Source organism: Arthrobacter sp. Bi83, assembly GCF_918698095.1.
Classification (GTDB): Bacteria; Actinomycetota; Actinomycetes; order Actinomycetales; family Micrococcaceae; genus Arthrobacter.
The window spans coordinates 35,450-58,225 of sequence record NZ_CAKKLY010000007.1 but is presented as its reverse complement, the minus strand read 5'-3'; the positions used below and the strand labels follow the sequence as shown (position 1 = coordinate 58,225).

The 22,776-nt window shown below is 65.6% G+C and carries 25 protein-coding genes and 1 pseudogene; 8 read left to right on the top strand and 18 right to left on the bottom strand.

Features of this window, described 5'->3' with window-relative positions:
* Positions 1-2: 2 nt before the first annotated feature.
* The gene (gene pheS / locus LQ144_RS05740; RefSeq protein WP_230117604.1) at positions 3-1,064 is read right to left on the bottom strand and encodes a phenylalanine--tRNA ligase subunit alpha; all 1,062 of its coding nucleotides are present in this window, start codon (positions 1,062-1,064) and stop codon (positions 3-5) included.
* 253 nt (positions 1,065-1,317) lie between these two features.
* Between pheS and LQ144_RS05735 the strand changes: the two genes are divergently transcribed.
* The 3 genes and pseudogenes from LQ144_RS05735 to LQ144_RS05730 all read left to right on the top strand — a co-directional run bounded on the left by LQ144_RS05735 (position 1,318) and on the right by LQ144_RS05730 (position 2,175).
* Positions 1,318-1,767: a DUF4157 domain-containing protein gene (locus LQ144_RS05735; protein ID WP_230117603.1), complete on the top strand. Its 450-nt coding sequence runs from the start codon at positions 1,318-1,320 to the stop codon at positions 1,765-1,767.
* Positions 1,764-1,847, top strand: a pseudogene (locus LQ144_RS23070) (SIMPL domain-containing protein); the annotation flags it as partial. The gene LQ144_RS05735 and the pseudogene LQ144_RS23070, both read left to right, overlap by 4 nt.
* A gap of 34 nt (positions 1,848-1,881) precedes the next feature.
* The gene (locus LQ144_RS05730) at positions 1,882-2,175 is read left to right on the top strand and encodes an SIMPL domain-containing protein (protein ID WP_354962127.1); all 294 of its coding nucleotides are present in this window, start codon (positions 1,882-1,884) and stop codon (positions 2,173-2,175) included.
* Here LQ144_RS05730 and pcp read toward each other — a convergent pair.
* On the bottom strand, positions 2,172-2,813 hold the full coding sequence (pcp, locus tag LQ144_RS05725) for a pyroglutamyl-peptidase I (RefSeq protein ID WP_230117602.1): 642 nt from the start codon (positions 2,811-2,813) through the stop codon (positions 2,172-2,174). The two genes, LQ144_RS05730 and pcp, sit on opposite strands and share 4 nt — an antisense overlap.
* A gap of 77 nt (positions 2,814-2,890) precedes the next feature.
* On the opposite strand from pcp, the gene LQ144_RS05720 reads away from it, so the two are divergent.
* On the top strand, positions 2,891-4,006 hold the full coding sequence (locus LQ144_RS05720) for an Rv2578c family radical SAM protein (protein WP_230117601.1): 1,116 nt from the start codon (positions 2,891-2,893) through the stop codon (positions 4,004-4,006).
* A gap of 52 nt (positions 4,007-4,058) precedes the next feature.
* Here the strand turns inward: LQ144_RS05720 and LQ144_RS05715 are convergent, their stop codons facing one another.
* A complete protein-coding gene (locus tag LQ144_RS05715; protein ID WP_230117642.1) occupies positions 4,059-4,538 on the bottom strand; it encodes a (deoxy)nucleoside triphosphate pyrophosphohydrolase in 480 nt (159 codons plus the stop codon).
* A 183-nt stretch (positions 4,539-4,721) separates the two neighbouring features.
* Here LQ144_RS05715 and LQ144_RS05710 point away from each other — a divergent pair, with 183 nt between their 5' ends.
* A complete protein-coding gene (locus LQ144_RS05710; protein WP_230117600.1) occupies positions 4,722-5,930 on the top strand; it encodes an MFS transporter in 1,209 nt (402 codons plus the stop codon).
* Between the two features lie 61 nt (positions 5,931-5,991).
* On the opposite strand, the gene LQ144_RS05705 is transcribed toward LQ144_RS05710, so the two are convergent.
* On the bottom strand, positions 5,992-6,945 hold the full coding sequence (locus LQ144_RS05705) for a cation diffusion facilitator family transporter (RefSeq protein WP_230117599.1): 954 nt from the start codon (positions 6,943-6,945) through the stop codon (positions 5,992-5,994).
* Positions 6,946-7,177: 232 nt separating this feature from the next.
* Between LQ144_RS05705 and LQ144_RS05700 the strand changes: the two genes are divergently transcribed.
* Positions 7,178-7,456, top strand: a complete 279-nt coding sequence (locus LQ144_RS05700) for a GlsB/YeaQ/YmgE family stress response membrane protein (protein WP_230117598.1) — start codon at positions 7,178-7,180, stop codon at positions 7,454-7,456.
* Positions 7,457-7,551: 95 nt separating this feature from the next.
* Here the strand turns inward: LQ144_RS05700 and LQ144_RS05695 are convergent, their stop codons facing one another.
* The 4 genes from LQ144_RS05695 to infC all read right to left on the bottom strand — a co-directional run bounded on the left by LQ144_RS05695 (position 7,552) and on the right by infC (position 10,603).
* Positions 7,552-8,448: an RNA methyltransferase gene (locus LQ144_RS05695; protein ID WP_230117597.1), complete on the bottom strand. Its 897-nt coding sequence runs from the start codon at positions 8,446-8,448 to the stop codon at positions 7,552-7,554.
* Positions 8,449-8,502: 54 nt separating this feature from the next.
* Positions 8,503-8,982 carry a 50S ribosomal protein L20 gene (rplT, locus tag LQ144_RS05690; RefSeq protein ID WP_230117596.1) on the bottom strand — a complete coding sequence of 160 codons (480 nt, stop codon included), beginning with the start codon at positions 8,980-8,982 and terminating at the stop codon, positions 8,503-8,505.
* Between the two features lie 116 nt (positions 8,983-9,098).
* Positions 9,099-9,293, bottom strand: coding sequence for a 50S ribosomal protein L35 (rpmI, locus tag LQ144_RS05685; RefSeq protein ID WP_009358635.1), 195 nt, complete (start codon positions 9,291-9,293; stop codon positions 9,099-9,101).
* Between the two features lie 119 nt (positions 9,294-9,412).
* Positions 9,413-10,603, bottom strand: coding sequence for a translation initiation factor IF-3 (gene infC, locus LQ144_RS05680; RefSeq protein WP_290369722.1), 1,191 nt, complete (start codon positions 10,601-10,603; stop codon positions 9,413-9,415).
* A gap of 280 nt (positions 10,604-10,883) precedes the next feature.
* On the opposite strand from infC, the gene LQ144_RS05675 reads away from it, so the two are divergent.
* Positions 10,884-11,270, top strand: coding sequence for a DUF1844 domain-containing protein (locus LQ144_RS05675; RefSeq protein ID WP_230117594.1), 387 nt, complete (start codon positions 10,884-10,886; stop codon positions 11,268-11,270).
* Positions 11,271-11,418: 148 nt separating this feature from the next.
* On the opposite strand, the gene LQ144_RS05670 is transcribed toward LQ144_RS05675, so the two are convergent.
* The 8 genes from LQ144_RS05670 to LQ144_RS05635 all read right to left on the bottom strand — a co-directional run bounded on the left by LQ144_RS05670 (position 11,419) and on the right by LQ144_RS05635 (position 17,737).
* Positions 11,419-12,720 carry an MFS transporter gene (locus LQ144_RS05670; protein WP_230117593.1) on the bottom strand — a complete coding sequence of 434 codons (1,302 nt, stop codon included), beginning with the start codon at positions 12,718-12,720 and terminating at the stop codon, positions 11,419-11,421.
* A gap of 60 nt (positions 12,721-12,780) precedes the next feature.
* Positions 12,781-13,692 carry an SseB family protein gene (locus tag LQ144_RS05665; RefSeq protein WP_230117592.1) on the bottom strand — a complete coding sequence of 304 codons (912 nt, stop codon included), beginning with the start codon at positions 13,690-13,692 and terminating at the stop codon, positions 12,781-12,783.
* A gap of 9 nt (positions 13,693-13,701) precedes the next feature.
* The gene (gene priA / locus LQ144_RS05660) at positions 13,702-14,448 is read right to left on the bottom strand and encodes a bifunctional 1-(5-phosphoribosyl)-5-((5-phosphoribosylamino)methylideneamino)imidazole-4-carboxamide isomerase/phosphoribosylanthranilate isomerase PriA (protein WP_230117591.1); all 747 of its coding nucleotides are present in this window, start codon (positions 14,446-14,448) and stop codon (positions 13,702-13,704) included.
* A gap of 95 nt (positions 14,449-14,543) precedes the next feature.
* Entirely contained in the window at positions 14,544-14,702 is a 159-nt protein-coding gene (locus tag LQ144_RS05655) for a hypothetical protein (RefSeq protein WP_230117590.1), read from the bottom strand.
* Complete coding sequence (gene hisH, locus LQ144_RS05650; RefSeq protein WP_230117589.1) at positions 14,703-15,479, bottom strand: imidazole glycerol phosphate synthase subunit HisH; 777 nt, start codon at positions 15,477-15,479, stop codon at positions 14,703-14,705.
* On the bottom strand, positions 15,476-16,102 hold the full coding sequence (hisB, locus tag LQ144_RS05645) for an imidazoleglycerol-phosphate dehydratase HisB (RefSeq protein WP_230117588.1): 627 nt from the start codon (positions 16,100-16,102) through the stop codon (positions 15,476-15,478). Before hisB ends, hisH begins: the two co-directional genes overlap by 4 nt.
* A gap of 58 nt (positions 16,103-16,160) precedes the next feature.
* Positions 16,161-17,279, bottom strand: coding sequence for a histidinol-phosphate transaminase (locus LQ144_RS05640; protein ID WP_230117587.1), 1,119 nt, complete (start codon positions 17,277-17,279; stop codon positions 16,161-16,163).
* 68 nt (positions 17,280-17,347) lie between these two features.
* Positions 17,348-17,737, bottom strand: a complete 390-nt coding sequence (locus LQ144_RS05635; protein WP_230117586.1) for a LysM peptidoglycan-binding domain-containing protein — start codon at positions 17,735-17,737, stop codon at positions 17,348-17,350.
* 324 nt (positions 17,738-18,061) lie between these two features.
* Here LQ144_RS05635 and lexA point away from each other — a divergent pair, with 324 nt between their 5' ends.
* Positions 18,062-18,811, top strand: coding sequence for a transcriptional repressor LexA (gene lexA, locus LQ144_RS05630; protein ID WP_230117585.1), 750 nt, complete (start codon positions 18,062-18,064; stop codon positions 18,809-18,811).
* Between the two features lie 50 nt (positions 18,812-18,861).
* Here lexA and LQ144_RS05625 read toward each other — a convergent pair whose 3' ends face one another.
* Together LQ144_RS05625 and hflX are read right to left on the bottom strand one after the other, a co-directional pair.
* Entirely contained in the window at positions 18,862-20,919 is a 2,058-nt protein-coding gene (locus LQ144_RS05625) for an ATP-dependent DNA helicase (protein ID WP_230117584.1), read from the bottom strand.
* Positions 20,912-22,489, bottom strand: coding sequence for a GTPase HflX (gene hflX, locus LQ144_RS05620; RefSeq protein ID WP_230117583.1), 1,578 nt, complete (start codon positions 22,487-22,489; stop codon positions 20,912-20,914). The genes LQ144_RS05625 and hflX overlap by 8 nt, the downstream gene beginning before the upstream one ends.
* Positions 22,490-22,776: the final 287 nt, after the last annotated feature.

Sequence of the window (22,776 nt, the reverse complement as noted above, 5' to 3'; positions counted from 1 at the left end):
TGTTAGATCTCCATCCCGAAGTGCTCGCTGAAACGTACATCGCCTTCGATCATGTCGCGCATGTCGCCGACCTCGTTGCGGAACATGAGGGTGCGCTCAATGCCCATGCCGAAGGCAAATCCTGAATAGGTGTCGGGGTCGATGCCGGCAGCCCGGAGAACATGGGGGTTGACCATGCCGCAGCCGCCCCATTCGATCCAGCGCGGACCGCCCTTGGCGCCCGGGTGCCAGATGTCCAGCTCGGCGGACGGCTCGGTGAACGGGAAGTAGTTGGGACGCAGCCGGATTTGGGCCTCGTCACCGAACATCTGCCGGGCGAAGTGCTCCAGCGTTCCGCGAAGGTCCGCCATGCTGAGTTTCTTGTCGATGGCCAGGCCTTCGAACTGGTGGAACACCGGCGTGTGCGTGGCGTCCAGTTCGTCGGTGCGGAACACCTTGCCGGGGCACAGCACGTAGATGGGAACCTCGCGTTCCAGCATGGAGCGGACCTGCACCGGGGAGGTGTGGGTGCGCATGAGGAGGTGCGCTTCCGGTGGTTCCACGAAGAAGGTGTCCTGCATTTCGCGGGCCGGGTGGTCCGGCTTGAAGTTCAGGGCATCGAAGTTGAACCATTCGGATTCGACTTCCGGGCCCTCGGCGATTTCCCAGCCCATGCCCACGAAGATGTCCGCCACGCGGTCCTGCAGCGTGGAGAGCGGGTGGCGCGCCCCGGCACGGCGGCGTCGCGGAGCAGCGGTGACATCCACGGTTTCCTCAACCAGGATGCGGGCGTCGTTCTCGGCTTCGAGCTCGACGGTGCGGTCGGCGAGCGCCTTGTTGACGCGTCCGCGGGAGGAACCCATGAGCTTGCCGGCGACAGCCTTCTGGTCTTTGGGAAGGCGCCCGATCTCACGGTTGGCCAGGCTCAGCTGCGATTTCTCGCCGGTGTGGGCCAAACGGACAGCCTTGAGTTCATCGAGCGTGGAGGCACCGGCAATCGCGGCGATTGCCTGGTCGACGGCGGCGGTGATGGCGGCTTCATCCAGAGGGTTCGGGGCGGCAGCGCCCGGCAAAGTTTCAGTCATCTACTGTTCTTAGCTACGAGTCGGGTGATGCCAATGGCCGGGGCTGCTGTGCCGGTTCCCCGGCAGCGCGTCCGTCACTGGCATGTCATTGGATGGAGTCATCCAATGACATCATCCAAAGACAAGGGCAGGCTCGCCGGAGTTTGGCCGGCAGGCACTGTTCCCAGTCTAATTGACGGGGCCCGGCTGCCCGAACGGCAGGGCGCGCGTCGCCGCAGTGTGCAGCGAATATGGCTGCCGCTACCATGGCAGGATGACCCCCGCACAGCGGTTGCGCCAACTTGCGAACGTGCTCAACGCCTCCACAACCCTGGGACTCCTGCTGGCCAGACTGGCAGGCACCGAAACGGTTGGCGGCCCCCGCGGTCTGGTGATTGCCGCCGGCTACCGCTGGCGTCTTCCCTTCGCGCAGGCCTTCACGGTCGGCAACGTGGTCATCTTCCGGGCCGGAGCGGAGGAAGCCCTGGCCAATCCTGTGCTGCTGGGACACGAGGAACGGCACAGCAGCCAATACGCCTGCCTGGGCCTGCCGTTCCTGCCGCTGTACTTCATCGCCGCGGGGTGGTCCCGGCTGCGGACAGGCAACCCGGGGTCCGCCAACGTCTTTGAAAGCCTGGCGGGCCTGGAAGCAGGCGGATATGCGGAGACCGGAAAACGCGGAACGGGCAAAGCTTCCCCCGAACGGAATCGAGGCGTGACATGACGGAAATTCCGAGGACCATCTCTGTGACCGGGGCCGGAACCGCGGAAGCCGTGCCGGACCTGCTGACCGTTTCCCTTGGCGTGGAGTGCCGCCGGGAGGACGTGGGGGCCGCCTATGCCGCGGCGGGGCGGGCTGGATCTCGGTTTTGCCGATCCCGCCGCCGTGATGTCACGGGCTCGGGAGGCAGCCTGGCAGGATGCCCTCGCCACTGCCACGCAGTTCGCCGCACTGGCTGGCGCCGAACTGGGCCCGGTGGCCTCGGTTACCCAGCAGCCCGGCGCCGCCGTGCCCATTCCGGTAGCGAAAATGCAGCGGGCCGTATCCGCTGATGCCGTGGGGATCGAAGCCGGCCAGTCGAGCGTCTCCGCGACGGTGGGCGTCGTCTGGGAACTCCGCGCAACCGGCTAGTGGACGGTACCGGCGGACAGTTTGAGGTCCGCCGTGGTCGCCAGTGCAGTGCGGACGACGGCGGCGATCGCCTCGGCCATCAACGTCACGGCCAGAGAGGGGGCTGCGCTCCCCTCCGGCAGCTGCCCGGGCTCGAACGGGACATGGACGAACCCGCCCCGCACATCCGCCCGGGACGCGAGCTCGTGCATCAGGGTGTAGAAGATGTGGTTGCAGACATATGTCCCTGCCGTCTGCGAGATCTCTGCGGGGATGCCGGCCAGAGTCACGGCACGGAGGGCTGCCTTCACCGGCAGTGAGCTGAAGTACGCGGCCGGCCCGCCCTGCACCACTTCGCTGTCGAGCGGCTGGTTCCCGGCATTGTCGGGAATCGGGGCGTCATCGCAGTTGATGGCGACTCGCTCCAGCGACACACGGTCACGGCCTCCCGCCTGACCGATGCACACCACGAGTTCCGGCTCCAGTTCGTCCAGGGCATCGCGGAGGACGGCACCGGCTGCACCGAAGATGCAGGGCAGTTCAACCGCCCTGACGGCCAGGCCTTCGCTGCGGAGCAGTTCCCGCGCGTGGAGTGCTGCTGCCCATGACGGGTTGGAAGACTGGCCGCCGAACGGTTCAAATCCGGTGAGGAGGATCATGAAGCAAGCGTAGCGGCCGGGCGAAACACCGACGCCGGGCCTTGACATTGATTAGAACATACCTTCGAATTGAGATCATGAGATGGGACGCACAAGCACTTAATCCGGCACCTGGAGAGCAAGGCGCAAACAGCCTAACCGCGGCCGCCCCAGCCGCAGTGCCGCTGCTGCCCCTGGCCGGGCTTGTGCGTTCCGTCTCCACCCCTGAATTTGCCGGGGTCACCTTCCACGAGGTCACTGCCAAATCGGTGCTCAACAAGGTGGCTGCCGGTTCACGGATGCCCTTTGAGTGGACCGTCAACCCCTACCGCGGATGCAGCCACGCGTGCGTCTACTGCTTCGCCCGCAAGAGCCACACCTATCTTGACTTCGATGCCGGGCTCGACTTCGACAGCCAGGTGGTGGTGAAAATCAACGCCGCGGACGTCCTGCGCAAGGAGTTGGCCAAGCCGTCCTGGGGACGCCAGCAGGTTGCGCTCGGCACCAATACCGATCCCTACCAGCGTGCCGAAGGCCGTTACCGGCTGATGCCCGGAATCATCAGCGCGCTGGCGGACTCGGGCACACCCCTGTCCATCCTCACCAAAGGGACCCTGCTTGCCAGGGACATCCCCCTGCTGAAACATGCCGCCACGCAGGTCCCCGTGGGGATCGGAATCTCGCTCGCCATGACGGATGAACAGCTTTCCGAGGCCGTTGAGCCCGGAACGCCCGGTCCGCGGGCCCGGCTCAAGCTCATTTCAAGGCTGCGCGAAGCCGGGCTCCCCTGCGGAGTGATGGCCATGCCCATCCTGCCCTGGCTGTCGGACAGCGACGAAGCGCTGGACTCACTTTTCAGCTCGCTGGCCGCTGCCGGAGCCACCGGAGTCACTGCCGGGGCGCTTTACCTCAAGCCCGGCACCCGCGAATGGTTCATGCAATGGATCGCCGCCCGGCACCCGGAACTTGCCGGACGGTACCGCAGGCTTTACGGCACGGGCTCGTACGCTTCCAAGGAATACCGGACCTGGCTCGCCGGCAGAATTCGCTTCTTCAAGGCGCGGCACGGTTTTTCGGGCTCACAGGGGTTCAGCCACCGCGACGTCGATGACCCCCGCGGGGAGGAAGCGGCGTACCCGGAGGGCAGCCTGCCCGCGGCGCGTGCCGGCCACCCCAGCGGAGCGGCGGCCGCACCACAGCCGACACTTTTCTGAACGCCCTCTGACAGAGCAGACTGATTTGGCACCTTCCTACCCGGCGTGACTCTTACGCGCGGGGGGCGGCCCCCGCAGGCAGCGGCGCGCCCAGCGCGGTCAGCAGTGCCCTGACAATCGGAAGGTCGGCGGGGATCCAGGGAAGGTGGAGAGCTTCGTCACGGTCCTGAATGCTGACCCACCGGAGTTCATCGTGGTCCTCGAGGGGCCGGGGGTCGCCGTCGGCTACCTCGGCGAACCATACGCGCATCGACGCGCGTTCGTTGAGGGGCCAGCCTGAGCTCTCCGGTGCTTCCAATTCGGCGCCGAGGATGACGGCGATCCCGAGTTCCTCCCGCAACTCCCGGTGCAGGGCATCTTTAGGGGCCTCGCCCGCCTCCACCTTGCCGCCGGGGAATTCCCACATGCCGGCGAACTGCGGCGGTGCCGTGCGCCGGGCCACGAGCAGCCGCGCGGGCTCAGCCAGCGAATCGAGCACGGCGCCGCCCACAACGTTGATCAGTTCAGTGTTGATCAGTTCAGTGTTGGTCAGTTCAGTCACCGCCCCAGTCTATGGGGCAGAATGGGTAGGGCCCCCAGCGCGGGAACCCCGATCCCGTGTATCTGCAGGGAACACCCTTCAGCCCCGCGACGTTCTATAAATCAGATTTAACTTGCCTTGGTGTCCATCAGCCCCAGAGGCCGTCTCCACACTTCCGCTCCGAAAAGCAGGCTCATGACTTCTACTGTTCAAGCCCCCGGCACTTCCAAAGCCGCCGGCACCCACCTCGGACTCGCGATCCTGGCCCTGGCCATGGGCGGCTTCGGTATCGGCGTCACCGAATTCGCCATGATGGGGCTCCTCAAAGAGGTGGAGCTTGGACTCAACATCAGCACCCCCGAGGCGGGCCACCTGATCTCCGCCTATGCTCTTGGCGTTGTCATCGGCGCTCCGGTGCTGGCCGCCGTCGGAGCGAAGCTGCCACGCAAGTACCTTGCCCTCGGCCTCATGCTGTTCTTCAGCATCGCCAATCTGACCTCTTACGTCGCACCCGACTACGGGAGCATGCTGGTTTCGCGGTTCGCCGCCGGACTGCCGCACGGGGCTTTCTTCGGAGTGGCAGCGGTCATCGCAGCCTCCCTCGTGGCGCCGACGAAGCGGGGGTGGGCCATTTCCATGGTCATGGCCGGCCTGACGGTTTCCAATGTCATCGGCGTACCCTTCGCCACGTGGCTCGGCCAGACTTTCGGCTGGCGGCTGCTCTTTGTCTTGGTCGGCGCGCTCGGTCTGGTGACCCTGGCCCTCATCTGGAGGTTCGTCCCGTTCCAGAAGGCGCACGCCGACGCGAGCATCCGGCGTGAACTCGGCGCACTGAAGCGCGCACAGGTCTGGCTTGCCATCATGATTGGAATCGTTGGGTTCGGCGGCTTCTTCGCAACGTACACCTACATCGCTCACACCATGACGTCGGTCGCCGGCATCCCATCTGCATGGCTTCCCCTGGTGGTGGCCCTTTATGGGCTTGGGATGGTTGCCGGCAACATCGTGGGCGGCAGGATCGCGGACAAGTCCGTGATGGGAACCATTTACCGCGTCCTGCCCGCCATCGCCGTTGCGCTGGTGGTGTACGCCATCGCCGTTCACTGGTCCTGGTCCGCGTTCGTCATGGTCTTCGTCGTCGGGGCGGCCGGTTCAATGCTGGTTCCGGCGCTGCAGACGCGTTTGCTCGACGCATCCCCGGATGCGCCGTCGCTGGCCTCCTCGCTCAACCACGCGGCACTGAACGTGGCCAACGCCCTGGGCGCCTTCCTCGGCGGACTGGTCATCGCCTGGGGCTGGGGCTACGTGGCCCCCGCCCTGGTGGGTGCGGTACTGGCGGTTCTGGGCCTGGGCGTCGCCGTCCTCAGCGGCATGCTGGAACGCAAGAGACCGCTGGCACCGTAACCCTCAAGTCACAGCGAACCCTCAGGTCACAGCGCCAGCGGCCCCGGCTGCCCGGGGCCGGTCAGGCCCCCTGCTCCCCCGCGAACGCCTGCCCGCTTGGTACGTCAGCACGGTGCACGTCAGGTTCGAGATAGATGACCCGGGCAATCGGCACTGCGGTGCGGATCCTGTCCTCCGCGGCGTCGATAAGCCGGGCAATTTCCAGTCCGGAATCGGCCGCGCCGATGGTGATCTTGGCAGCCACCAGGAGCTCTTCCGGCCCAAGGTGCATGGTCTTCAGATGGATGATTCCGGTACCGTCCGACTCAATGGCGTCCCTGATCTTGGCAACATCTGCCTTGGTGGCCGATTCCCCCAGGAGCAGCGATTTGGTCTCCACGGCGAGGACGACGGCGATCGCCACGAGCAGCAGGCCGATCATCCCTGTTCCCAGCGCGTCCCAGATGCCGTCTCCTGTCAGCAAGGTGAGTCCCACACCGAGCAGTGCGAACACGAGCCCCAGCAGGGCCCCGAAGTCCTCCAGGAGGATGACCGGAAGTTCCGGCTGCTTGGCGTTCCGGATGAACTTTGCCCAGCTCTGCTGGCCCCGAACGTGGTTCGATTCGATGATGGCGGTCCTGAAGCTAAAGGACTCCGCGACGATGGCACCTACCAGTACGGCCAGCGGTACCCACCAGAAGTCACCCTCAATGGCGTGCGGGTCCTGGATCTTTTCCCAGGCCTCAAACAGCGCGAACAAACCGCCCACGCTGAACAGCACAATTGAGACGATAAAGGCGTAAATGTAGCGTTCGCGGCCATAGCCGAACGGGTGCTCCGGGCTTGCCTCCTTCTGTGCGCGCTTTCCGCCTACCAGCAGGAGCAGCTGGTTGCCGGAGTCAGCCACCGAGTGGATGGCTTCGGCAAGCATCGAGGAGGACATCGTCAGCAGGAAGGCGACGAACTTCATTACAGCGATGGTCAGGTTTGCGGCCAGAGCCGCGACGATCGCCTTGGTACCGCCATTTGCAGCCAAGGGAGCTTCACCTCTTCAAGTGGGAATTACAACGAATTGGATACAGCCGCGAACCGCGGCCGTCTAGTAAATACCGTACCTGCACGGTCCACGGCGGTGCACCAGCAGTGGCGGGTTCACGCCACGGAAACCCCGAAACTAAGCGTGCTGACAAATAAACGCGCGCTGTGTTAGCTTGAAGCCATATCGGGACTGATAAGAATCGATCCCGACGAATATGAAGGAGGAGACAATGGGTTTTCTTGCTTGGATTATTCTCGGCCTGATCGTAGGCGCAATTGTGAAAGCCGTCATGCCCGGTAGGGTCGGCGGTGGCTGGGTCACCAGCCTGGTTCTGGGCGTCGTTGGCGCCATCGTTGGCGGCTGGATCGGCAGCCTTCTGTTCGGCAAGGGTGACCTGGCCTTCTTCGACCTCGGCACCTGGATCCTCGCCATTATCGGCGGCCTGGTCGTCGCCGGCGTCTACGGGGCAATCACCGGACGCAGCAACCGGACCACGCGAGCCCCTTAAAAGGCCCGCCTCGACGCGGACCTGCTGAAAAACTAAATGCGGGGACCCACCATCTGGTGGGCCCCCGCTTTTTTCATGCCGACTTTTACGAGCTCCTAGGCCGGTTGCTGCGCCCTCGCACTGGCATAGAGACAGACGGTGGCGGCCGTGCCCAGGTTCAAGCTCTCGGCGGCGCCGTAAACGGGAACTGCCACCCGGTGGTCTGCCAGGGCGAGCTCCTTCTCAGACAGTCCCTGCGCCTCGTTTCCGAACAGCCAGGCAGTGGGACTTTCAAGGGCATAAGCCGACCCGGCGGTAGATCCACCGAGCCGCCGCGCCGCACTCTCGTCCTGGAGACGGTCGAGATTAAGCTTGCCGTAGCCATCGGCCGCCAGCACCCCGATGCCCCGGGCCCTGCACTGGGCCGCCAGGTCTTCGACGTCGGCGCCGAGGACCACCGGCAGGTGGAACAGCGATCCTGCCGTCGAGCGCACGGCCTTCGGGTTGTAAATATCCACACTGGAGCCTGTCAGCACAACAGCATCCGCGCCCGCGGCATCGGCAGCGCGCAGAACGGTGCCGGCGTTGCCGGGGTCCCGCACCTGGCACAGCACGGCTATCAGCCTCGGCCGGGCGTCCAGCGCATCTGCGAGCGGAACGTCGACGAAATCGCAGACAGCGATGATTCCCTGCGGGCTCACGGTATCCGCCATGGCGGCAAGAACGTCGTCCGTTGCCAGCCGGGCGCTGGTTCCGGCAGCCAGTTCCTCGAACTCCGGGTAACGGTCCAGGCATGCCTCGCTGGCAAATACTTCGCTCACGATGCCCGGCTCCCCCGCGTCCGTCCGCTTGCGGTGCAGGACCAACGCCTCACGGACAGCCTGGGGTCCCTCTGCCAGGAACTGCCGGCGCTTTAAACGGGCCGGGCGCCCTGCAAGCTTTGCCACATCCCTGACCCGATCAGCTCGGGGGTTGGAGAGTGGAAAGTCTTGCGGGCGCCCGGTTTCGTTCATATAAGAACCTTAGTTGCTGTCGCAGCAGGTTCTCGAACTACCAGAACGGGGGAACTACTCGGCGGCCTCGTCAGCGGCCGGCTTCTCTGCAGCAGGCTTCTTGGCGGCGGGCTTCCTGGTGGCCTTGGCCTTCGGAGCCGGTGCGGCTTCAGCCGAGACGGCGGGAGCGGAGGTGTCGGCAGGCAGCGAGTCCTTGGCGACCTGGACCAGCGCAGCGAAGGCGTTGGCGTCGGAAACGGCAAGCTCGGCCAGCATGCGGCGGTCGACCTCGACCTCAGCGGCCTTCAGGCCCTGGATCAGTCGGTTGTAGGTCAGGCCGTTGGCGCGGGATGCAGCGTTGATGCGCTGGATCCAAAGACGGCGGAAGTCGCCCTTCTTCTTCTTGCGGTCGCCGTAGCTGTACACAAACGAGTGCAGCAGCTGCTCTTTGGCCTTGCGGTACAGGCGTGAACGCTGTCCACGGTAGCCCTTTGCGCGTTCGAGGATAACCCGGCGCTTCTTGTGGGCGTTTACCGCCCTCTTCACACGTGCCACGTGCGTACTCCTTCAGAATTCTTATCCCAAGCGTCTACTGCCGGTAACCCGGCCGGCCTGAGAAGGCTTATTTAGTTGACTGGTGCCAGGTGGCAGTCAGTCAGAGAGCTTGGAAATTAGATGCCGAGCATCTTCCGGATGACCTTGGCGTCGCCCTTGAAGACGATCTTGTCGCCGGCGAGGCGACGGGTCAGCCTGGAGGACTTGTGCTCGAGGTAGTGGCGGCGGTTGGCCTGCTGGCGGCGCAGCTTGCCGCTGCCGGTCAGCTTGAAGCGCTTCTTAGCACCACTGTGGGTCTTCATCTTCGGCATGGGAACCGATCTCCTAACGTATCCGCAGACTATATGTCTGCAGTCTTTCGTGCAGCCGCCCCTGCGGGCGGCATGCTGGTTGCTGACTGCCTGAAGGCGGTACCTTCCGCAGCTGTGAACTAGGTGGTCTTCTTGCCTGCCGGCTTCGGCGTGGCCCGGGGTGCTGCAGGTCGCGCAGCGGGCTTCGGCGCAGCAGGCCTGGCCACCGGCTTCGGTGGAGCAGGAACAGCCGCAGGCTTGGGCGCGGCCGGGGCCGGGGCCTCGGAAACCTTCGCCGCGGCGGGTGCCGCAGCCTTCGGTGCCGGCGCCTTCGCCGGTGCAGCCTTGGGCGCTTCCGCCTTGGGTGCCTCGCGCTTCGGCTCGGCAGCCTTGGGAGCTTCGACCTTGGGTGCCTCGCGCTTCGGCTCGGCAGCCTTGGGCGCTTCCTGCTTCGGCGCTTCCTGCTTCGGAGCTTCCGCGGTAGGCGCTTCCTGCTTCGGAGCTTCCGCGGTAGGCGCTTCGGCAGCCGGAGTCTGTGTGGTCGGCGCTTCGACGGCGGCTTCCGGAGCAGCGGCTGCTGCCGGGGCTTCCGGAGCAGCTTCAGTGTTGACCTGGAAGCCTTCCGGGAGCAGGTCCGCGAGTGACTGCGTCAGTGGTACCTGCTCGTCGCCCGAGACGTCGATACGGCCGGATGCCTTGGCTTCATTCTGGGCCTTGGCTTCGGCGCGCTGGGTGGCGCGGCGGGCTTCGGCCTTGGCCTCAGCCTTGTTCTTCAGCGGACCGATCACCATGACCATGTTGCGGCCATCGATGCGCGGGCTCGACTCCACCACACCAACTTCGTTGACGTCTTCGGCGAAGCGCTGGAGCAGGCGCAGGCCCATTTCAGGGCGCTGCTGTTCGCGGCCGCGGAACTGGATCATGGCCTTGACCTTGTCCCCGGCTCCGAGGAAGCGCAGGGCGTGGCCGCGCTTGGTCTCGTAGTCATGGGTGTCGATCTTCAGGCGGAACCGGATTTCCTTAAGAACCGTATTGGTCTGGTTCTTGCGGGCCTCACGGGCCTTGACGGCGGCCTCGTACTTGTACTTGCCGAAGTCCATCAGCTTGCACACCGGAGGCTTGGCCTGAGGTGCAACTTCAACGAGATCAAGATCGGACTCGGCAGCCAGGCGAAGAGCATCCTCAATACGGACGATTCCCACCTGTTCGCCGGCAGGGCCGACCAGCCGCACCTCAGGGACGCGGATACGCTCATTGATTCTTGGCTCGCTAATGTTAAAGCTCCTGTGTTTGTGGTGAGTATTCCACCGGCAAATAGAGAAGGCCCCCAATTGCCGGAGCAATCAGAGGCCTCGAGGATCGGATGCGCAGGCCCGTGGGCTGCGCACGCTTCGACAGGACTGTGCCCGCCGGAAACGCCCGACCATTACCCGGCAACCTTGCTTACCTCTGGAATCCGAGGAAAAACGGCCGACGCGGGTGGGAGAGAACTCCGCTTGCAAACTGAATATCAATTCTACAGAAAACTACCCGCTCCCCGCACATTGCGGAAGTGGGACTCATCCACAGCAAAATAACGACATCCAGTCGGTCTGTGACAAGCTTACCAGTATGAGCACTCCAGACAGTAATTCACACGTTTACCAGGCCCCCGGCGAGCAGGCTGATGTCTCACAGCAGATCCGGGACATCTCTGAGGTTCCCGCCATCGAGGTCATCACCACAGCCGCCGTGCACCTTATGAGTGCCGCAGCCGTGAAGCTCGGCCTGGCAGCCGAAGAGAACGCCGAAGAGCTCAAGGACCTGGACGAGGCCCGGAAGCTCATCACTGCCCTCGCCGGACTCGTGACGGCGGCCGCTCCGGAGATCGGCTCCCAGCATGCCGGGCCGTTGCGCGACGGACTGCGTTCACTGCAGCTTGCCTTCCGGGAAGAGTCGATCATTCCCGATCCCCCGGGCAAGGGTCCTGGCGAAAAGTACACCGGCGCGGTGAACTGACGCCCGGCATCCGGCTTTAGCCGCCGCGTGGCTGCGCGGACATGTCGCGGCCCACAGGAAAGTAACGACGACGGCGGGCCGACCTTTGAGGTCGGCCCGCCGTCGTTCTGTCTTAAGCCCGCCGTCGTTCTGTCTTAAGTCGTAGGTCCTACGCCCTCGCAGCCCGCCGGCGTCGGCGGTGCTGCAGGGCGATGCCGGCTGCGCAGAGCACGACGCCGGCCACGCCCACGGAGACGAAACCCCCGGACGGGCCCACGCCGTCGATAAACACCCCGGCCAGGGGCGCACCGAGTGCCACGCCGGCGGTCAGCGCCGAGCCGTACCAGCCCATCGCCTCGCCCCGCCGGGCCTCGTCCACGAGGTCCGCCACCTTCTCCGACGCCGCCGACAGTACCGGGGCGCACAACAGACCGGGCAGCAGCGACAGCAGGCTCAGGGTCAGCGTGTCGGTGGCGAAGCCCATCGGAATGGTCAGCGCCGCCATGCCCAGCAGCAGAAGGAACGGCGAAACCGGGCGGTGCATGGCGCCATAGATGACGCCGCCCACGACCGACGCCGCGCACCAGAAGAGGAAAACGATCCCGATTTCGCCCTGGTGCCCGCCGGTCTCCAAAGCCGCCACGATCCCCACGTCGGTGCCGCTGAGCACCATTCCCGCCCCGGCTGCGACGGTAAACACCGCCGCAACAGCCACGGTGAACCACCTGAAATTGTGGGCGACCTTGTGCCTGAGGCCGGCACGCCGTCTGTTGCCCGCAGCTGCCGGGCCGAGCTCAGCGGCCGCCTCCTGGACGTGGGCCGGGGCGGCAGCCACCACCGCCACCTCGGCAGCCTCCCGCTGGTCCGCCTCGCATGCCTCATCGCGGGCCGCGCTGCGGGTGGGCGGGTTGAACCACATGAGAAACAGCCCGGCCAGCGAGGTGGAGACACCGACGATCGTCAGGCCGAGGACCGAATGGCCGCTCGTGGCCACAATCGCTCCGGCAGCGGGCCCGATCATGAAGACCACCTCGGTGGTGATGGCGTCGAGCGCGAAGGCGGTCCTGCGCTGGTCGCCGTCGGCAAGCACGCCCAGCGATTGGCGCACCACGCTGAAGATGGGCAGAGTCAACAGCCCTCCCACAAAGACCAGCGGCAGCAGCCATTGATAGGACACGTGCGGCACGACGGACCAGATGACCGTCTCGGAAACCACCGACGGGATGAGGGCTGTCCGGAGTCCCGCGGTGTCCACCCGGCGGCCGCGCCACGGGGCGCCTACCGCAATGCCGATGGTCATGACGGCTGCTGCTGTGCCCGCAGCTGCATACCCCTGTCCCAGGGTCAGCACTATGTGCAGGGTCAGCAGCACGCCTGCGGCCGAATGGGGTATGCGGGCAATCATGCCGACCACCAGGAGCCGGCGAATGGGCCTGATGGCCAGCAGCTCCCGGTACAGGGTGAAATTCACGGGTGGGTCCTTCGTTCCGCCGCCGGGCAGCATAGGGACGGACCACAGGTGGACCGCCGTTTACTCCGCGGCGCGCCTTAGCTTGACTTCGATCGAGTCAACACGCTCACCAAACAATACATTCCGGCTCCACTCATTCTGGAGCCCTGCAACGAGCGACTGGACGCCGGCCGCATCCAGTCCGCCCGCCAGGTAAAGCACCACTCGCACCTCGGGCCCCGGACCGCCGCCCGAAACGGGGCGGCCGGAGGCAGTCGACGTTGCCACGCCGCCCCCGGGAAGAACCTCCAGGCGGCGGACAGCCGGCAAGTCTGCCGCCGCAGAACCCAGCATGTCCGCCAGTTCAGCATCGCGGTACGCGGGAATCCACTTCTGTTGCCGGGCCAGGGACCAGACCGCGGGCCGCCTCACCACGAACGTCACTTCCGAGCCCGGGTCCACGACCAGCAGCTCCGCGCCCTCGGCCACGGCCGACAGCGCTGCCCTCGCTGCGTAGACCGCGACGGGCCTCGCCTCGGGGTGCCATGCCGCCAGCGCTGCCGACGAGCTGAATACCGGCATGGCAAGCCGCCCGTCCGGCGCCTTCAGCGTCACGAGTGCCATGTCCGCCTGTTTGTCGGCGTGCAGCCCGCCCACGCCTTCGGCCTCTTCCGCCAGCTGGGCCACGACCGGAACGAAAACGCGTGCGGTCGCCAGCGATGCAACAACGGCTGCTTCGTCGGCTTCACCGCTGAGCAGCCGATCAACTGCGGCGAGATAGCCACTGTCCGGCGAGCCGTCGTCGTCCTCAAAGTTGTGGATGGCGGCGTTTTCGCCGGCGAGGCTCCGCCCGGCCCAGGGCTGGCCGGCCGAATCGGTGGCACCGCCGGCGCCTGCAAGCGCAGCTTCGATGTGTCCCGGAAGCCGGCGGGGCTGCGGCTGGTCCGCCCCCGATCCGCCCGTCCCTCCGGAAGTCAGCCCGTGCCCGGCCATGGCGGCAGCCTAGCGCCGGCCGGCGACGTCGAGGGCCTCCGGCAGGGTGAAGGCCCCTGCGTAGAGGGCCTTGCCGACGATTGCGCCCTCGACGCCCAGCGGCACGAGGGATCGCAGGACCTTCAGGTCATCCAGGCTGGAGATACCGCCGGAAGCCACCACGGGCTTGCCCGTCTTCTCCACCATCTGCCGCAGCAGCTCAACATTGGGGCCCTGCAGGGTGCCGTCCTTGGTCACGTCGGTGACAACGTAACGGGCACAGCCGGCTTCCTCTAGACGACCCAGCACGTCCCAGAGGTCCCCGCCTTCCTTAGTCCAGCCGCGGCCGGAAAGCGTGGTCCCCCGGACGTCGAGCCCGACGGCGATCCGGTCTCCGAAGCGCTCGATGGCCCGCGCGGTCCAGTCGGGATTCTCCAGGGCTGCGGTACCGAGGTTAACCCGGGCCACTCCCAGGTCCAGGGCCTTTTCCAGCGACTCGTCGTCGCGCAGGCCGCCGGAGAGTTCCACCTTGATATCAAGCCGGCCCACCACTTCGCGCAGGAGTTCGGCGTTGGACCCGCGGCCGAACGCAGCGTCCAAGTCCACGAGATGCACCCATTCGGCGCCCTGCTGCTGCCAGTTGAGGGCTGCTTCCAGCGGCGTGCCGTAGCTTGTCTCGCTGCCGGCCTCGCCCTGGACCAGGCGCACAGCCTGGCCGTTCACGACGTCCACTGCAGGAAGCAGTTCCAGTGCCGGCAGATCGGTTTGGCTGATCATTTCGGGTCCTCAGTTCTCGTGTAGCGCAGTTTCCGGAAAGGCGCGGTTTTAGGCAGCGCCTGGGGAGTTTTGGTAGGTGCGGCAAGCACCTGGTTTCAGGCCCCTGGCAAAGTGAGCAGGTAGGCGGCCAGCAGCGACATTCCTGCCAGCACGTAGAACCCGACCTGCGTCCAGAGCGGCTTCGTCTGCTGCCTGAAGGACAGCGCGCCGCCGACCAGGAGGCCGGCAAGGCCCATCAGGACGATGGACCACATCTAGGCGTCCGCCGCAGGCGCCGCGTCCACTGCCGCACTTGCCTCCGCTGTCGCGGTGCGGCCGTGCGGGCCGCGGAGGCCGTTCACCCAGTTCCGGAGGAGCCGGGCGCCGGCGTCCCCCGATTTTTCCGGGTGGAACTGGGTGGCGCAGAGCGGCCCGTTTTCCACGGCGGCGATGAAGGGTCCGCCGTGCTCGGACCAGGTGACGAGGGGTGCGGCCATACGCGGCTGGACAACGTCGAATTCCCAGTTCTGCACGCCGTAGGAGTGCACGAAATAAAAGCGTTCATTTTCCACGCCCTCGAAGAGCCTGGAGCCTTCCGGGACCTTGACGGTGTTCCATCCCATGTGCGGAACGACGTCCGCCGGAAGGAGTTCCACCTTGCCGGGCCACTCCCCCATGCCTTCAGCTTCGGTCCCGTGTTCCACTCCGGCTTCGAACAGCACCTGAAGTCCCACGCAGATGCCGAGGACGGGCCTGCCGCCGGCTACGCGGCGTCCGATCATCCTGATGGCGTCCACGGATTTCAGTTCGCGCATCACAGTTTCAAAGGCGCCGACCCCCGGAACGAGCAGTCCGTCGGCATTGAGGACGTCCTCCGGCTTGGAACTCAGGATGACTTCGGCGCCCGCACGCTCCAGCGCACGGACGGCGGAGCGAACATTGCCCGAACCGTAGTCGAGCACTGTCACGGTGGGTTTACCCTCCGGCGAGGGGGGCTTGACGGTGGCCGAGGGGTCGATGATCGCACCTTCCCGCAACAGTTTGCCGGTCACAGTGCTCCCTTGGTGGACGGAATGCCTTCGACGCGGGGGTCGGGTTCTACGGCAGCGCGCAGCGCACGGGCGAAGGCCTTGAACTGGGCTTCGACGATGTGGTGCGGGTCGCGGCCGGCAATGACGTTCATGTGCAGGCAGATGCCGGCGTGAAGTGTGATGGCCTCGAACACGTGGCGCGTCAGCGAACCGGTGAAGTGGCCGCCGATCAGGTGATACTCCTGGCCCGCGGGTTCCCCGCCATGGACCAGGTAAGGCCGGCCGGAGACATCGACGACGGCGTGGGCAAGCGCTTCGTCCAGCGGCACGGTGGCTTCCCCGAAGCGGCGGATACCGGCCTTGTTGCCGAGAGCGGTCCGTAGCACTTCGCCGAAAGTGATGGCCACATCCTCAACTGTGTGGTGCACATCGATGTGGATGTCGCCGCTTGCCTTCACAGTCATGTCAATGAGGGAGTGCTTGCACAGCGCAGTCAGCATGTGGTCGTAGAACGGGACCGACGTGCTGATGTCCGACACGCCGGTGCCGTCGAGGTTGATCTCCACCAGAACGGAAGATTCGCTGGTGGCACGCTCGAGACGTGCGGTCCGGGCCCCGGCAGCCTTGATTCCGGTGTCACTCATAGTGATAGATGTCCTTTGACGAAGGAGGGTGCAGACATTGCTGGGTCTTCCCTCAAGTTTAGGCCGGAAGAGCAGCCTGCCCGGCCAGGATGTTCTCCAGTGCCTCGAGGAAGGCTGTGGTTTCGGTCTCAGTGCCGGCAGTGACCCGCAAATGACCGGGGATGCCGACGTCCCTGACCAGCACGCCGGAGTCCAGCAATGCTTGCCAGACCTCGTGCGGGTTGTCGAGGCCCCCGAAGAACACGTAGTTGGAGTCCGATGCGGCAGGCCGCAGGCCCATCCTGATGAGTTCGGCGACAATCCGGTCGCGCTGCTGCTTGATGTCCTCGACGTCGGCCATCAGTGCCTCCCGGTGGTGGAGGGCCGCCAGGGCCGTGGCCTGCGTGATGGCGGACAGGTGGTACGGCAGGCGAACAAGGCGCAGCGCGTCCGTTACCTCAGGTGCCGCTGCCATGTATCCGAGCCGGGCGCCCGCAAGGGCAAACGCCTTGCTCATGGTCCGGGAGACGATGAGACGTTCGCGTCCCGGCAGCAAGGAGAGGGCGCTGGGTGTGCCGTCGTGGGCGAACTCGTGGTAGGCCTCATCGACGATCACGACGGTCTGGCTGGCTTCGCCAGCCTCGTAAACGGCTTCCACGACATCCAGGCCCAGGCCAGTTCCGGTGGGGTTATTGGGCGAGCAGAGGAAGACGACGTTCGGCTGCAGCTCGCGGACTTGGCGGGCGGCGGACTCGGCGCTCAAGCCATAGTCGTCCGCGCGCTGGCCGACGATATATTCGGTGTCCGTTCCGCTGGCCAGCAGTGGGTACATGGAGTACGTGGGCGGGAAACCCAGAGCCTTGCGGCCGGGGCCTCCGAATGCCTGGAGAATCTGCTGGAGGACTTCGTTGGAGCCATTGGCTGCCCAGATGTTTTCGGCGCCGAGTCCGTGGCCGAGGTACTCCGCCAGCGCTTCCCTGAGTCCGGTGAATTCGCGGTCAGGGTACCGGTTGAGGCCTGCTGCCGCCTCTGTCACAGCCTCGGCAATTGCCGCCCTGACATCGGCGGGGACCCCATGGGTGTTCTCGTTGACGTTGAGCAGGATGGGTACGTCCAGCTGCGGCGCTCCGTAGGGAGTCAGCCCCCGCAGATTAGTCCGCAGGGGCAGTCGGTTCAGTCGCTCAAGCTGGTCACTCACTTGGACAGTTTAAGTGCCGGAGGCGGCGACCGGGAAACTGTGACGGATCAGGCCCGGCGAATCAGCCCTTACTTGGACGGTACAAACAGCTGCTGCCCCGGCATGACCTTGCCGTTTTCGAGGTCGTTCAGCTGGACGATGTCCGCGATGACATCGCGCGGATCCCTGGTGGGGTCGACTGTCCCGGCGATAGCCCACAGTGATTCCCCCGGCTGCACAGTCACGGAAACCGTCTCCGTCACGGACAGTCCGCTGGCGGTATCGGCGGCCTTGGCCGGCGAGTTCAGCAAACCGGTGAGCGACAGGAGCAGTGCCGCCAGGAGAACCAGGGGCAATCCGATGAGGACGATCCGGCCCCGGCGAGTAAGCCGAAGCCGCGGCGGCCTGCCCGGCTGCATGCCGAAAGCACCCTGCGCACCCTGCCGACGTGAATGGTTGACTGCTGTTGAAGCTGACATGAACTGAGCCCTCCTGGACCACTCTGTGCTGCCCGGTGTGCCCGGTCCGCCCGGCATCCGCCGGAATATTCGAAGAAACCGGCCCGCTCCGCAGCTGAACTAGAACACATGTTCGAACTTTGCTTCTTCAGTTTTAGCACTTATCAACGAACAAAGTCGAGACTCGCTAGAACAAATGTTTGAAAAAGCCGTGTGGCTGGCCTACGTTTGAAATCAAAGAACAACCACTTCTGCAGTTGATCAGCAGGGTCTGACATTTTCAGGCCGGAAGTTCCCGGCAACTGCAGCCACGGAGGCCGGGTGGAACGAAAGGCGTTGGCGAACATGGCAGCACAAGCCTCCGACGGCAAGGCTACCCAGCGCAGCCAGCGGTCTCAGCGGACACCCAAAGGACTGACCATCCGCCAGAAAAGGATCCTGGAAACCATCCAGCGGTCGGTCAACGACAACGGGTACCCGCCCTCCATGAGGGAAATCGGCGACACCGTTGGCCTGGCCAGCCTCTCCAGCGTCACCCACCAGCTCTCACAGTTGGAGAAGCTCGGCTACCTGCGGCGTGATCCCAAACGCCCCCGGGCCATGGAAGTCCTCATGCCCCTCACCCTGGACGCCGGCTTGTCCAAGGCCTCCAGTGCCGAAGGTGACGCCAAGCCGCACAGCGCGCGAAGCGCGTCAGTCACCGAGCTGCCCAGCGCAACAGACACGGCCATGGTGCCGCTGGTCGGCCGCATCGCGGCCGGCGGCCCCATCTTCGCCGACCAAGTGGTTGAGGAACTCATGCCCCTGCCACGCCAGCTCGTTGGCCACGGCGAACTGTTCATGCTCAAGGTTGCGGGCGACTCCATGGTGGACGCTGCGATCTGTGACGGCGACTGGGTAGTTGTCAGGCGGCAGAGTGACGCCGTCAACGGCGACATCGTGGCGGCGCTGCTCGACGACGAAGCAACCGTTAAGACCTTCCGGCAGCGGGACGGCCACACTTGGCTGCTGCCGCAGAACACCCAGTACGAGCCCATCCTTGGGGACCACGCCGTGGTCATGGGCAAAGTGGTGTCGGTGCTGCGTTCGCTCTAGGACTTCGTGCGTTCACTTTAGGTCGTCGTGCGTTCGCTGAAGGCCGCTCCTTAGGACCGCGCTCCCGCTAGCCTCTCCAGCGCCGCCACGGCGATCTTCCGGTCCGTCGTGGGCCAGAAGGGCGGGAGTGCGGCGCGCAGGAACCCTCCATAGCGCTCCGTCGACAGCCGCGAATCCAGCACTGCCACTACGCCCTTGTCATCGGTGGACCGGATCAGGCGCCCGGCACCCTGGGCCAGCCTGATGGCCGCATGGGTAGCTGATACGGACATGAATCCGTTGCCGCCGGCCTGTGCCACTGCCCGTGAGCGTGCCGTCATGAGCGGGTCGTCGGGCCGGGGGAACGGAATCCTGTCGATCACCACAAGCCTGCATGAACCGCCGGGAACATCCACGCCCTGCCACAGCGACATGGTGCCAAACAGGCACGTGTCCGGTTCGTCGGCGAACTGCTTTACCAGCGCGGTCATCGTCGAGTCGCCTTGGCAAAGAACGCTCACATCCAGGCGCGGACGCAGTGCCTCGGCCGCTTCCTCGGCAGCACGCCGGGAGGAGAACAGGCACAGCGCTCCCCCAGCGGAGGCGCGGATGAGCGATTCCAGTTCGTCGAGTGCTTCAGGCGACGTACCCCTGCCCGGCTTGGGCAAGTGGCCCGCCACATAGAGGATGCCCTGCTTGGGATAATCGAAGGGAGAACCGACGTCGATGCCGGTCCAGCTCGGCGCACCCTCCCCCACGAGGCCGAGTCCGCCGGCAGCGGGTTCGAACGCGGAGCCGATGGCAAGCGTGGCCGACGTCAGAACTACTGTGTGGCCTGCGAACAGGCCTTCCCTGAGCTTTCCGGCGACGCTCAGTGGGGCAATGTTGATCAGGGCAGGCTGGGTGTCATCCGGTGCCGAATAGCCCTGCTGCGGATCAAACGTGCTGTTCCGCGAGAACCACACCACTTCGCGGTTGTCGCGCGCCGTGAGCAGGCGTTCGCAGAGCTCGAGAATCACGAGGAGGCGGGACCGCGCGAGCTGCCGCCCGCCGTCGGCCGTGGTGTTGCTGTCCCCCTTGGAATCGGACAGCGCCGCCCGGCACGCTTCCCGGAGCTGGTCCACGCAGTCGAGCTGTTCGTCGTTGAGCCCGTTGGGGACCAGCCCGCTGGGGACCCCGGCGATGGCGAGCTCCAGGTTGGCCGCGGCGTTGTTCAGCGCATCCACCGTGATCCCGGAGTGCTTGCGGGCACCGGAGGCGGCCGCGTGCACCATGGCAACGGACAGTTGTCCCGAGACCGCGCCGGTGACACGGTCTTGGAGCTCGTGCGCTTCGTCCACCACCACGACGTCGTATTCGGGCAGCACAGCCAGCCCTTCAAAGGCGCTGACGGCGAGCATCGCGTGGTTGGTCACTACGACGTCGGCCTCGGCCGCGTTGTGCCGCGCGAGTTCACTGAAGCATTCCGCCGCGAGCGGGCACTTCTGCGCGCCCAGGCATTCCATGGAGGTGACCGAGACCTGGCGCCAGGCGCGGTCCGTCACGCCCGGGAGGAGTTCGTCGCGGTCGCCGGTGGCCGTCTTTTCTGCCCATTCCCGGAGCCGGACCACTTCCTTGCCCAGCTGCGACGACGGACCGCCCATGGCGGCGGCAAAGTGCGGGACGCTGGTGTCCTCGCCCAGGGAGAAGAGCTGGCCTTCGGAAGGCTCCTCCGAGGGGAAACCACCTTCCAGTTTGTGCCGGCACACATAGTTGGCGCGGCCCTTGACGAGTGCCACCTTGACCGGCCGGTCCAGCGCCGGAGTGATGGTCTTCAGCAGCCGGGGCAGGTCCCTGCCTACGATCTGGGTCTGCAGCGCAAGGGTGGCGGTGGACACCAGGGTGGGCTTCTCGCTCTCCAGCGAGTGGGCGATGAGCGGAATCAGGTACGCCAGCGACTTACCCGTTCCGGTGCCCGCCTGGACCAGCAGGTGGTCGCCGGTGTCGATCGCCCGCGCCACCTGCCGCGCCATCTCGTGCTGGCCGCTGCGGCTTTGTCCGCCCATACCGGCCACGGCGCGGTCGAGGAGTTCGATCACGAACTCCTCGCCGGCTGTGGCTTCGGCGCCGTCCGGTTCCTGGTCAGTCATTGCTGATGAAGGATTCCAGTTCAGCCGCGAGGCCTTCCCGGACCATGACCACGGCGCGTGTGCCGCCTTCTTCATGATTCAGGCTCAGGATCTCCGCATCGGAGTCGTGGAGTTTACTGATCAAATCACCTCGGTGGTACGGGACCAGCAGCTCCAGCTTAACGTTTGGCCGCGGAATGGCGTCACTGATGGCCTTCAGCAGCTCCGGGATGCCCTGGCCCGTGCGGGCGGAAACGACCACATGGCGCGGTTCGCGCTGCTTCAGCCTTTCCACGACGAACGGGTCGGCTGCGTCGGCCTTGTTCAGCACGATGATCTCGGGCACCTTGCGGGCGTCCACTTCGGCGAACACCGAGCGCACCGCAGCAATCTGCCCCTCCGGATCGGGGTGGGACACGTCCACAACGTGCAGGATCAGGTCCGCGTCCGCCACTTCCTCCAGGGTGGATCGGAAAGCCTCCACGAGCTGGGTGGGAAGGGACCGAACGAAGCCGACGGTGTCGGCCAGGGTGTAACCCAGGCCATCCGAGGTCTCGGCCTTGCGGACCGTGGGGTCCAGGGTGGCGAACAGGGCATTCTCCACCAGGACTCCGGCGTCGGTGAGCCGGTTCAGCAAGGACGACTTGCCGGCGTTGGTGTATCCGGCAATGGCGACAGACGGCACTGCATTACGACGGCGGTTGGCCCGCTTGGTCTCGCGGGCCGGCTTCATCGCGGAGATTTCGCGGCGCAGCTTGGCCATCCGTGTGCGGATTCGCCGCCGGTCCAGTTCAATCTTGGTTTCGCCCGGACCGCGGGAGCCCATGCCGGCGCCTGCGCCGCCCACCTGGCCACCGGCCTGGCGGGACATGGATTCACCCCAGCCACGGAGGCGCGGGAGCAGGTATTCGAGCTGGGCCAGCTCCACCTGGGCCTTGCCTTCGCGGCTCTTGGCATGCTGGGCGAAGATATCGAGGATGAGTGCGGTGCGGTCAATCACCTTGACCTTGACGATGTCCTCGAGTCCACGGCGCTGGGACGGCGCCAGTTCCGCATCCACCACCACGGTATCTGCGCCGGTGGACATCACTACGTCCTTGAGTTCCAACGCCTTGCCCGAGCCGAGGAACGTGCCGGGATCCGGCTTGGCGCGTCGCTGGACCAGGCCGTCCAGCACCTCGGAACCTGCGGTTTCGGCCAGCGCCGCGAGTTCGCGCAGCGAATTCTCGGCGTCGGCCAACGTGCCTTCGGTCCACAAGCCGGCAAGGACGACGCGCTCAAGGCGCAGCTGCCGGTACTCGACCTCGGTGACGTCTTCCAGTTCGGTGGATAGTCCCGCCGTGCGGCGCAGGGCCCGGCGTTCCTCGAGATCCTGCTGGTCGCCGTCGAAAGTGCTGTGTTCTTCATCAAGCCGCGAGATGGCTTGGGCCTTGCCAAAGACGGCCCTGCTGCCGGCTCCCGAGCCGTCCGCAGCCGCGGCACTTCGTGCCGGGACGTCCTTGGAGAGAATCCGGTCGATGACAGCTTGGATTTCCTCAGGACTCATGTCCTGGGCTGCTGGCTCGGATCCGGAATTTTGCTGACTGGTCATGGTCTCCTTAAAGGGTTCTGCATCTTCAGAATAGTGCTGATTGCTTGCCTTGGGCGCAGAATTCGCGCTGGGCTGACGACTGGAGGGCATCTGAGCTCCTGTGCGGCCGCGGCGGACAAGCCTGGGCCGGCGAGATTGATCTGAGTGAATTGATCTGAGTGAGGGTGCATTCCGTGGTGCGTGCATCGCGGCGTCCGGGCGGAAGGTCGAAACCTGCATCACTCCGGAGACGGTGCTGCGCCCGTGGCGACGGCCTCGAAGGCCGGCAGTTCGGGGCGGACCGCGTC